This is a genomic window from Stenotrophomonas sp. 278, assembly GCF_003935715.1.
Lineage (GTDB): Bacteria > Pseudomonadota > Gammaproteobacteria > Xanthomonadales > Xanthomonadaceae > Stenotrophomonas > Stenotrophomonas maltophilia_AH.
In genome coordinates this window covers 1-10636 of record NZ_RHPP01000141.1, presented here as the reverse complement: position 1 = coordinate 10636, position 10636 = coordinate 1, and the positions used below count along the sequence as shown (strand labels likewise).

The following is a 10636-nucleotide window of genomic DNA, read 5'->3' as shown; positions in this document are numbered from 1 at the left end:
TCCGCTGCCCCAGGCGGCGCAACCACGCAGCCCGCTGCGGCTTGACCAGTGCCAGCGCAACGCCCCCCCGCAACCTGCGCGCGGTACCGGGGAACTGCTTCTTCAGCACCACCCACGCACTGACCAGGGCGGCCAGCGCGATCACCAGGTACTGCAGCAGCAGACCAAGCTCCATCAGCCGCCTCCCAGCGCCCTGGTCACCTGATAGGTGATCAGCGCGGCCACATAGGCGGCGGCGAACAGGTAGAACGTGGCAAAGCCCACCTGCTTCCACGAGTTGGTTTCACGCTTGATCGTGGCCAGGGTGGAAATGCACATCGGCGCGTAGATGAACCACACCAGCAGCGACAGGCCGGTCGCCAGCGACCAGCCATTGGCGACCACCGGGGTCAGCGCCTGGATGGCCGCATCGTCGTCGGGAGCCGACAGTGCGTAGATGGTCGCCAGCGAGGACACGGCGACTTCGCGCGCGCCCATGCCCGGGATCAGCGCGATGCAGATCTGCCAGTTGAACCCCAGCGGGGCGAAGAACACCGCCATGGCGTGACCGATCTGGCCGGCAAAGCTGTAGTCGATGGCGGGCATGGTGGCGTTCTCGGGTGCACCCGGGAAGCTCAGCAGCACCCACAGCAGGATGGTCAGCGCCAGGATGATGCCGCCGACGCGCTTGAGGAAGATCATGCCGCGCTCATACAGGCCCACCGCGAGGTCGCGCGGGTGCGGAATGCGGTACGACGGCAGTTCCAGCATCAGCGGGTGCTCGCTTTTGTCGCGCCGCCACTTCTTCATCACCCACGACATCAGCAGCGCGCTGAAGATGCCGGCCACGTACAGCCCGAACAGCACCAGGCCCTGCTGGCTGACAAAGCCCCAGAGTGTTTTCTGCGGGATGAACGCACCGATCAGCAGCGCGTACACCGGCAGCCGCGCCGAACACGTCATCAGCGGCGCGACCAGGATGGTGGCCAGGCGGTCACGCGGGTCCTGGATGCTGCGGGTGGCCATGATGCCCGGCACCGCACAGGCAAAGCTGGACAGCAGGGGAATGAACGAGCGACCGGACAGGCCGGCCGACGCCATCGTGCGGTCCAGCAGGAACGCGGCACGCGGCAGGTAGCCGGACTCTTCCAGGGCCAGGATGAAGGCGAACAGGATCAGGATCTGCGGCAGGAACACCACCACCCCACCAACGCCGGCAATGATGCCGTCGGTCAACAGGCTGGTCAGCGGCCCTTCCGGGAGCGCACCGGCAACGGCCTCGCCCAACCAGCCAAAGCCGGCTTCAATGCCATCCATCATCGGTGTGGCCCAGGCGAACACCGCCTGGAAGATGAGGAACATCACCACCACCAGGGTCAGCAACCCGAACACCGGGTGCAGCAGCCAGCGATCGAGGGTGTCATCGATCTTCGCGGTGCGGCTGGGCATGCTGACCGCCGCGGCCAGGATGTCGCGGACCTGGGCGTGGTAGTCACCCGACTTCTCGGGCACCTCCACCGGTGCCTGCAGGTGCGGCACCATCGCGTCCAGGCGCTCCACCAGGGCCTTGGCCCCATGCCGGCGCACAGCGACGGTTTCCACCACCGGCACGCCCAGCGCTTTCTCCAGCGCCGGCACGTCGATCTGGATGCCACGGCGCTGTGCGGCGTCGACCATGTTCAAGGCCACGATCATCGGCTTGCCCAGCTCGCGCAGCTCCAGCGCGAAGCGCAGATGCAGGCGCAGGTTGGTGGCATCGATCACGCACAGCAGCACGTCCGGTGCCGCCTCACCCGGATAGAAGCCCCGGCAGAAGTCGCGGGTGATGGCCTCGTCCAGGCTGGCCGGCTGCAGGCTGTAGGCACCCGGCAGATCAAGCACCGCGAAGTCGCGTCCGGAGGGCGCGCGCAGGCGACCTTCCTTGCGTTCCACGGTCACGCCGGTGTAGTTGGCCACCTTCTGGCGGCTGCCGGTCAACTGGTTGAACAACGCGGTCTTGCCACTGTTGGGGTTACCCACCAGCGCCACGCGCAAGGCAGCGGTCGCGCTCATGCGTGGCCTCCATCGGCCAGCGAACGCACATGGATGCGCTTTGCCTCCGCAATGCGCAGTGCGAAACGGGTGAAGCCTACCTGTACCAGCAGCGGCTCACCGCCGATCGGGCCACGGGCTACCAGACGCACATTCTCACCGGCGACGAACCCCAGTTCCTGGAGTCGGCGGGCAATGGCGTCGTTTGCATGAAGTTCCTGCACGGAATCCACCAGAGCGGAGCCGTTCAGCGGCAGATCGGACAACGTCACAGGTCGCCTTCAGGTCGATAAGAATGGTTATCAATATTAGCATCGCCGCGCCGCATCATGGCCGCGCGCCCCTGCACCGCTATGATCCGTACATGTTCATGGAGCTGCTGCAGGACCCCTGATGAGTGATGCCTTGAAGCGTGAACGCCGCGGCGCGGTGTTGACCCTGACCCTGAACCGCCCCGCCCTGCACAACGCCTTCGACGCCGGGCTGATTGCCGAGCTGACCCTTGCCCTGGACGCGGCCGGCCAGGATCCGCAGATCCGCGCCGTGGTGCTGGCCGGCGACGGTGCCTCGTTCTCGGCCGGAGCGGACATGCAGTGGATGCGCGGGATGGCCGCTGCCGGGGAGGAGGAAAACCGCCAGGATGCCCTCGCCCTGGCCCGACTGATGCGTACCCTCGACGAACTGCCCAAGCCCACCCTCGCCCGCGTTCACGGCGCGGCATTCGGCGGCGGGGTCGGTCTGGTGGCCTGCTGTGATATCGCCATTGCCAGCACCAGCGCGCGCTTCGGCCTGACCGAAAGCCGGCTGGGCCTGCTGCCTGCGGTGATTTCGCCCTATGTGATCGACGCGATTGGTCCACGCCAGGCCCGCCGCTGGTTTGCCACCGGCGAACATTTCGATGCCGAGACCGCCCTGCGGATCGGCCTCGTCCACCAGCTGGTGGAGCCCGAGCGCATCGACGAAGCCGTCCAGCGCCAGCTGGGACTGCTGGACAAGGCCGGGCCGATTGCCGCCGCCACCGCCAAGCAGCTGGTACGTCGGGTTGCACAAGAGCCTGACCGCGATGCACTGGACCACGACAACGCGGCATTGATTGCCCGGCTGCGGGTGTCGGCTGAGGGCCAGGAAGGGCTCGGCGCATTTCTGGACAAGCGCTCGCCGCATTGGGTGACACAGGATTGACATCGCGTGCCGGCCAACGGCTGGCACTTACCGACAGCGGCCGATGGCCGCTTTATCACTCATCCCGCGTAACACCCTGTCGTGGCCCGCCAGGGAACTGCGGTCTCCAATACGATTCCAGGAATTTTCGTGATCCGATCTCTTCGCTGCCCGCTGTCTGAACTGCGTCTTTGCTGCCAGGAGGCGCGCCGCCATGGATGACTTCGTGCGCATTGTCGAAGTGGGCCCGCGCGACGGCCTGCAGAACGAAGCCCAGCCGGTGGCCACCGCCGACAAGATCGAGCTCATCCGGCAGCTGTCGCTGACCGGCCTGCGCACCATCGAGGCCACCAGCTTCGTCAGCCCACGCTGGGTGCCGCAGCTGGCCGATGCCGCCGAGGTCTACGCCGGCATCGAGCGCCGCCCGGGCATTGCCTACCCGGTCCTGGTCCCCAACGAACAGGGCTACGACCGGGCACGCGCCGTCGGAGTCGAGGAAGTGGCGGTGTTCACCGCCGCCTCGGAAACCTTCAACCGCACCAATACCAACGCGGGCATTGACGAGTCACTGGCCCGCTTTGCGCCGATCCTGGAACGCGCCCGCGCCGACGGCGTCAAGGTGCGGGGCTACGTCTCCACCGTGCTCGGCTGCCCCTACCAGGGCCAAGTGGACGTGCGCGAGGTGGTCCGCGTGGCGCAGGCCCTGCATGACATGGGCTGTTACGAAATTTCCCTGGGCGACACCATCGGCGTCGGCACCCCGCGCAAGGCGCGGGCGATGCTGAAGGCGGTCGCCAGCGAAATCCCGATGCCGGCGCTGGCCGTGCATTTCCACGACACCTACGGGCAGGCGCTGGCCAACATCGACGCCTGCCTGGAAGAAGGCGTCCGGGTGGTCGATTCGGCGGTGTCCGGCGCGGGCGGCTGCCCCTACGCCAAGGGAGCCAGCGGCAACGTCGCCAGCGAAGACGTGGTCTATCTGCTGCACGGCATCGGCATGCGTACCGGCGTCGACCTGCCGGCGCTGGCCGCCACCGGTCGCTGGCTGGCGGCACGGCTCGGCCGCGAGACCGGAAGCAAGGCCGGCAAAGCCCTGGCCGCCTTATGAACCGCGGCGGCCCGCGCAGGGATGCAGCGGTCGGTGACCACCTCACCGGCCACCTGCATGCGCTGGCCGCCCTGGAACGTGCCCTCGCCCACCCCAGCGGCGAGGACCTGCATGCGGTTCTGCGCGACGTGCAGCAGGCGCTGCAGGAAGCCATGGACGACCGTCAGCTGGCACTGCGCCGGTATGCGGCGCTGTTCGACGCCGTCCCCGACCCGGTCAGCATCCTCAGCGAGAGCGGCGTGGTGCTGGACCTCAACAAGGCCGGTGTACGCGCTTATGGCCGCCCGCGCGAGGACATCGTCGGCCAGCCGATTGAAACCCTCAACCCGGACCTGCCCAGCGACCACCTCGACCCGGTCTGGGAAGCGCTGCGCCGCGGTGAGACCTACGTCATCGAAGTCACCAACATGCGCGGCGACGGCAGCCGCTTTCCGGTGGAAGTGCACTCGGCGGGCTTTGAACACCAGGGCGAGCACTGCATCGTGGCAGTGGCGCGCGACCTGAGCAGCCGCTGGCAGGCCGAGTCGCGCTACCGGCTGTTGATGGAATCCATCGACAAGGGGGTGATCCTGTTCGACCGCAACCTGCGTGTGGTCTCGGCCAACCCGGCCGCGCACCGCATCCTGGGCACTGGTAGCAGTGGCGGCAGCCTGCAGCACCTGCTGGCCCCTGAAGACTGGATCAGCGTGGACGAGCATGGCCACCCGCTTACACGTGACCAGTGGCCGGCGGCGGAGTCTCTTCAGCGCGGGCGGATCATCCGCAGCACCATCGTCGGCCTGTATCACCGCCCACGCGGGCGCATGATCTGGATTTCCACCACCAACGTGCCGGTGTACAGCAACGGACGCGACACTCCCGACCACGTGTTCGGGTTGTTCAGCGACATCACCGAGCTCAAGCGCAACAACACGCTGTTCGACCGTGCCCAGTCGCTGGCCCATATCGGCGGCTGGGAATGGGACCGCGGGCTGCAGCGGCTCTACCTGACCGACGAGGCCGCGCGCATCCTCGGCCAGGACCTGCCGATGCAGGACATGGCGCACCTGATGGACTGCCTGCGCACCGATGACCGCCTGCAACTGCAGCAGGCGCTGCTGGAGGTGATCGACCGTCAGGTACCCTTCGAGCTGGAGCTGCAGGGCCAACGCAGCGATGGCCATTCGTTCTGGGTGCGCATGATCGGCGAGGCGGAGGCCGGCGACGTCGACGCCGCGCGCATCGCCGGCACGGTCCAGGACATCACCGCCCGCAAACAGGCCGAAGAAACGCTGCGGATCCAGGCACGCACCGATCCGCTCACCGGCATCATGAACCGCGATGCCGTGCTGGGCGACCTGGCCACACGCATGGCCAGCCCGACCCACAGCCGGGTGGCCGTGCTTTACATCGACCTGGACCGCTTCAAAACCGTCAACGACATGCTCGGCCACAATGCCGGCGACGAACTGCTGATCGACGCCACCCGGCGTATCTGCACCGCGATCGGCACCGAGGGCCTGGTCGCCCGCTTCGGCGGCGATGAATTCCTGGTGGTCTGCGACACCCGCGACCAGGCCGACCAGCCGGAGCGCCTGGCCGAGGCGATCACCCACGCCTTCGTCCCGCCGTTCCGGTTCGGCAGCGACGAGTTCGCGGTCACCACCAGCATCGGCATTGCCCGCGCGCCGCAGGACGGGCTGCGCCCGCAGGTGCTGATCCAGAACGCCGACATCGCGATGTACGACGTCAAGCGCCGCACGCGCAATGGCTGGCAGGTGTTCTCGCCGGAGCTGGCGCAGCGCCAGCACGACCGCCTGCAGATCGAGAGCCGCCTGCACCGCGCGCTGGATGATGAAGAATTCCATCTGGTCTACCAGCCCCAGGTGAACCTCAAGAGCGGTCAGCTGATCGCCGCCGAAGCGCTGATCCGCTGGCGCAACTCGCAGCTGGGCGAACTGCGTCCGGACGTGTTCATCGGGCATGCCGAAAGCACGGGCGACATCGTCCGCATCGGGCAATGGGTGCTGCGCGAAGCCTGCCGTCAGGTGCGCCAGTGGCAGGACGCCGGGCTCGGGATCGTGCGCGTGGCGGTGAATGTCTCCTACCGCCAGCTGGTCGGCGAGGACCTGGCCCGCAACGTGCGCCAGGTGCTGGAGGAGTTCGACCTCCCGGGAACCGCACTGGAGCTGGAATTCACCGAGCGGGTGCTGATCGAGGATGCACCGGACACCCTGCAGGCGTTCGCGCGCCTGCGCGAGATGGGGGTGCTGCTGACCATCGACGACTTCGGCGAGGGCTACAGTGCGTTGAACTACCTGCGCCGGCTGCCGATTCACGGCCTGAAACTGAGCCAGATGTTTGTCGAGGGCGTGCCGGGCAACCGGTCGGATGTCGCGGTGTGCGAAGCGGTCTGCGGCATTGCCCGCAGCCTGGGGCTGGGGCTGGTGGCCGAGGGCATCGAATCGGAGGAACAGCGCAACGCCCTGCATGGCATGGGGATCAGCGTGGGCCAGGGTTTCCTCTTCGCGCCGGGACTGGCCCCGGATGACTTCGCCCGGCGACTGGCGCAGGACCGGTGAGCGGCAGGTGGCAGTGCACAACGGCGCGGGACCTCGCTTCGGCTAGAATCGGCGATTCTTGAACTGCGGAATTCCCTGATGCAGCTGTCTTCTGTGCGTGCCGTCATCACCGGTGGCGTTTCCGGGCTGGGCCTTTCGGTGGCCCGCCATCTGGTCGCCCATGGCGGCAAAGTCGCCCTGTTTGACCTGAACGACGACAAGGGTGCGGCTGCCGTCGCCGAACTGGGCGCGGACAAGGCGCGTTACTTCAACACCAATGTCAGCGACGAAGCGGCCGTGGCCGCGCAGATCGACGCGGCCGCCGGGTTCCTGGGCGGTCTGAACGTGGTGGTCAGCTGCGCCGGCATCCTCGGCGCTGGCCGCGTGCTGGGCAAGGAGGCTCCGATGCCGCTGGCCAACTTCCAGGGCACGGTGATGGTGAACCTGGTCGGCAGCTTCAACGTGGCCAAGGCCGCTGCCAACCGCATGCAGCACAACGAAGCCGGCGACGATGGCGAGCGTGGGGTGATCATCAACACCGCCAGCGTGGCCGCGTACGAAGGCCAGATCGGCCAAGCCGCCTATTCGGCTTCCAAGGGCGGTGTGGTCGCCATGACCCTGCCGATGGCGCGCGAGCTGTCGCGCTTCGGCATCCGCGTGATGACCATCGCCCCGGGTATTTTCTGGACCCCGATGGTGGACGGCATGCCGCCGGCAGTGCAGGAATCGCTGGCCGCGTCGATCCCGTTCCCGCCGCGCCTGGGCAAGCCGGAAGACTTTGCCGGCCTGGTCGCGCACATTCTGGGCAACACCTATCTCAACGGCGAGACCATCCGCCTGGACGGCGCGGTGCGCCTGGCCGCCAAGTAATCCTCCACCTCCCACACCACCGACCTTCATTCCCATGAAAGCCACTGACATCAAGAAAGGCAACGTCGTCGAGTACAACAACGGCGTCTATCAGATCCGCGACATCGAACGCAGCTCGCCGCAGGGCCGCGGCGGCAACGTCCGTTTCCGCTTCATCATGTACAGCGTGCCGGGCGGCAACAAGCTGGACGCCAGCTTCGACGCCGACGACAACCTGCCGGAAGTGGAGCTGCTGCGCCGCCAGAGCACCTATTCGTACAAGGATGGCGACGCGTTCGTGTTCCTGGACGATGAGGACTACACCCCGTACACGCTGGACGCGGACGTGATCGGTGACGACGCCGGCTATATCACCGACGGCCTGACCGGCATCTACGTGCAGGTGATCGACGACCAGCCGGTGGCGGTGCAGTTGCCGACCAGCGTGGTGCTGGAAGTGATCGAAACCCCGCCGGAACTGAAGGGCGGCACCGCGACCAAGCGTCCGAAGCCGGCCAAGCTCAATACCGGCATCGAAATCATGGTGCCGGAGTACATCGCCAACGGCGAGCGCGTGCTGGTCAACACCACCACCGGCGAATTTGCCGGCCGCGCGGATTGATCTGATTGAACCGACCGGTCGCGTGAACTGGTTTGATTCAACCGTAGAGCCACGCCCTGCGTGGCTTCGCGGAGTCGGACGAACGTCAGCCACGCAGGGCGTGGCTCTACGGCCTGGATGCCACCTCTGGCGCACCGGCAAAATCACCACAGCCGTGATACTGCCTGGCACCTACTGTCAGCATCGCGGTTGTACCGAACGCCTTCCCGCTCATGCTGTCCTCGCACACGGTGCGCTGGAACGTCAGCTTGATCTCGGTGCCATCTTCGGCCTTGCCTGACCAGCCGTCCTGGCCCTGCGTGGGTGCCGCGATCTCATACTTCTTCTCGCCATAGTCGGTCTCGACATGCAGGCGCGGTGCGTCACCGTCGCTGACCTGGGCCAGCCAGCCGGGTTCGTTGCCAGTAGCGCGGAACGCAGCCGTGGACGCTGCCGGCGTGGTGGCGGCCGGTGCGGTTTCACCTTCGGTACCGGAACCGGTGCAGTTACGGTCGGGCTCGCCGGCGAGGGTCAAAGTGCCTTCGGTGGTGCCCTTGGTCCAGAACACATTGCCCTGGCCATCGCCATACTTGGCACCGGAGGCAGCCGTTTCAGAGGACATGACGAAGGTGCGTCCGCCGACCACCACGCTGGCCGAATCCTGGCCGCGGTAGGTAGCCTGCACGGCGAGGTCGCCGCACTGGAACGCGTAGGTGCGTTCATCGCTGGTGGCGGTGCCGGCCGGCGGCGCGACTTCGGCGGTGCCGGTGTCGGCGTCCGGCGCGGCCGGCTGGCAGGCGGCCAGGCTTACAGTGATCGCGGCGCTGAGAATCCAGGGGGAAATGCGCATGTTCGACTCCTTGCCGATCGGTTACGTCAGCCCTTCATCCTAGTGCGAGGCCTGTGAAGCACGGATTAGCACCCTGTAGGGACACGCCATGCGTGTCCTCGCGGTGCCCGATCAACGCGACGCCGCCTCATCGCGCGCCAGTCGCCGCATCCGCGCAGCCAGCCGCTCCAGACTGTCCTCAATCGTCTGCAACTCCTTCCGCTGGACCACCGGCAACCGCCCCCGCAACTCCACCTGCAACGCCTCCCACCCACTCACGCCACGCGCGCTCAGCCGTGCCGTCGCAGCCTCAGCTGCCACCCGTTCATCGCCCACTGGCACGCCATACCCGCCCGCCGGCAACAACCCGGCCGGGCTCACCAGCTGCCCGGCGTCATCCAGCAAGGCCAACAAGGCCGAATGGGCGGCATCCACCCCACCGCGCGGATCGCCCAGCGCGCGCTTCAAACCCGAGCGTGCACGCAGCTCTTCGCGGTTACGCGCGGCCTGTTCGAGCAGCAACATCGCCGAGGTCGCGCGCAGGCCGCCCTGCTCCGCCCACACTGCGCGCTGTGCGGCCGGCAGCTCCAGCCACGCGGTGACATCGGCTGCCGGCACCGCCAGTTCGGCCTGCACCACCTCGAACAACTGCTGGTAATGCGTCTGAGCGGATGCGAAGTAATAGCCCTGACGGGTTGCCTCAGGGCGATCAGCCACCACGGACGTATCCGCAACGCCCTGCCGCTGCAGCCGCGACAGCAGGCCACGCGGGGTGATCCGGTTCAGGCCTTCCGCGCCCAGCCGCGGCACGCCTTCCTGCAGCAGTTTGCCGGTCTCCACCGCGCAGTTGTTGCTGATGAAGCGGTAGCGGCCGTCGTAGCTCCAGTGCACCTGCGCCACCCGCTCCAGCAGCGCGGCGATCTCCTCGTCACGCAACGCCAGCGGAATGGACGACAACCCGCGCAGCTCGACCTGGGTGTACTCGTTGATCACCTGGTTCAGCGGCAGCACGAACAGCCGCGAGGGATACGCACCGGTCAGCCCGGCCCAGCTGGAAATCTGCACGTCACCGACGAAGGCGCGGAACGAAAGCACCCGGTGATGTGCCAGATCCATGCGGCAGGCCGGTCCGCGAGGCCGCCCGGGTGCGCAGATCACCAGCCGCAGCATGCTGTGGCCCCAGCGGCTCATCAGCGCGTCATTGCCTTCCGCCAGCAGGTACTCCACCGCGTAGACACGCGAGGGGTCCAGCTCCAGCAGCGAGGCCTGGCCGCTGACCTCGCCGGCCTGTACCAGCGGCAGGCGCGCATCGCACCCGCTCACGGGCGTGTCACGGTGCCCGATGTGTTCGGCAAACCAGTCCGCCAGGGCCGGGCGACGGCACGCGTAGTCCGGATCCAGCAGATAGTGCTCGGCGTTGACCGCCAGGTACTCAGCCGGGCTGTGTCGCTCGTAGGCGTCCGGGCTGCGCGCGCTGAAGGCATTGCCCCCCCGGCCCATCCGCCACGGGCGTTGCTGCCAGCCGGCCAGGTCCTGCC

10 protein-coding genes are annotated in these 10636 nt (G+C 67.3%); 5 read left to right on the top strand and 5 right to left on the bottom strand.

Annotated elements, in window-relative coordinates; all coding sequences use genetic code 11:
* The 3 genes from EGJ34_RS22880 to EGJ34_RS18135 all read right to left on the bottom strand — a co-directional run.
* Positions 1–175: DUF6587 family protein (locus EGJ34_RS22880; RefSeq protein ID WP_185750236.1), on the bottom strand; the 175-nt coding region annotated here is incomplete at its 3' end.
* Complete coding sequence (gene feoB, locus EGJ34_RS18140) at positions 175–2031, bottom strand: ferrous iron transport protein B (RefSeq protein ID WP_125361868.1); 1857 nt, start codon at positions 2029–2031, stop codon at positions 175–177. The genes feoB and EGJ34_RS22880, both read right to left, overlap by 1 nt.
* On the bottom strand, positions 2028–2282 hold the full coding sequence (locus EGJ34_RS18135; protein ID WP_125361867.1) for a FeoA family protein: 255 nt from the start codon (positions 2280–2282) through the stop codon (positions 2028–2030). The genes feoB and EGJ34_RS18135 overlap by 4 nt, the downstream gene beginning before the upstream one ends.
* Before the next feature lie 121 nt (positions 2283–2403).
* Between EGJ34_RS18135 and EGJ34_RS18130 the strand changes: the two genes are divergently transcribed.
* The 5 genes from EGJ34_RS18130 (at position 2404) to yeiP (ending at position 8290) form a co-directional block, all read left to right on the top strand.
* Positions 2404–3192: an enoyl-CoA hydratase/isomerase family protein gene (locus EGJ34_RS18130; RefSeq protein ID WP_125361866.1), complete on the top strand. Its 789-nt coding sequence runs from the start codon at positions 2404–2406 to the stop codon at positions 3190–3192.
* 193 nt (positions 3193–3385) lie between these two features.
* The gene (locus EGJ34_RS18125; protein WP_125361865.1) at positions 3386–4279 is read left to right on the top strand and encodes a hydroxymethylglutaryl-CoA lyase; all 894 of its coding nucleotides are present in this window, start codon (positions 3386–3388) and stop codon (positions 4277–4279) included.
* The gene (locus EGJ34_RS18120) at positions 4276–6840 is read left to right on the top strand and encodes an EAL domain-containing protein (protein WP_125361864.1); all 2565 of its coding nucleotides are present in this window, start codon (positions 4276–4278) and stop codon (positions 6838–6840) included. Before EGJ34_RS18125 ends, EGJ34_RS18120 begins: the two co-directional genes overlap by 4 nt.
* Before the next feature lie 78 nt (positions 6841–6918).
* Positions 6919–7689: an SDR family NAD(P)-dependent oxidoreductase gene (locus EGJ34_RS18115; RefSeq protein WP_125361863.1), complete on the top strand. Its 771-nt coding sequence runs from the start codon at positions 6919–6921 to the stop codon at positions 7687–7689.
* Positions 7690–7723: 34 nt separating this feature from the next.
* On the top strand, positions 7724–8290 hold the full coding sequence (gene yeiP, locus EGJ34_RS18110) for an elongation factor P-like protein YeiP (protein ID WP_125361862.1): 567 nt from the start codon (positions 7724–7726) through the stop codon (positions 8288–8290).
* Between the two features lie 106 nt (positions 8291–8396).
* On the opposite strand, the gene EGJ34_RS18105 is transcribed toward yeiP, so the two are convergent.
* Positions 8397–9119, bottom strand: coding sequence for an MliC family protein (locus EGJ34_RS18105; protein WP_125361861.1), 723 nt, complete (start codon positions 9117–9119; stop codon positions 8397–8399).
* 111 nt (positions 9120–9230) lie between these two features.
* A partial coding sequence (locus tag EGJ34_RS18100; protein ID WP_125361860.1) for a DUF4105 domain-containing protein occupies positions 9231–10636 on the bottom strand: 1406 nt, incomplete at its 5' end.

Excerpts from the sequence above, each read along its gene's own strand:
- feoB (WP_125361868.1), bottom strand. The coding sequence starts at position 2,031 with ATGAGCGCGACCGCTGCCTTGCGCGTGGCGCTGGTGGGTAACCCCAAC.
- EGJ34_RS18130 (WP_125361866.1), top strand. The coding sequence starts at position 2,404 with ATGAGTGATGCCTTGAAGCGTGAACGCCGCGGCGCGGTGTTGACCCTG.
- EGJ34_RS18125 (WP_125361865.1), top strand. The coding sequence starts at position 3,386 with ATGGATGACTTCGTGCGCATTGTCGAAGTGGGCCCGCGCGACGGCCTG.
- EGJ34_RS18120 (WP_125361864.1), top strand. The coding sequence starts at position 4,276 with ATGAACCGCGGCGGCCCGCGCAGGGATGCAGCGGTCGGTGACCACCTC.
- EGJ34_RS18115 (WP_125361863.1), top strand. The coding sequence starts at position 6,919 with ATGCAGCTGTCTTCTGTGCGTGCCGTCATCACCGGTGGCGTTTCCGGG.
- yeiP (WP_125361862.1), top strand. The coding sequence starts at position 7,724 with ATGAAAGCCACTGACATCAAGAAAGGCAACGTCGTCGAGTACAACAAC.
- EGJ34_RS18105 (WP_125361861.1), bottom strand. The coding sequence starts at position 9,119 with ATGCGCATTTCCCCCTGGATTCTCAGCGCCGCGATCACTGTAAGCCTG.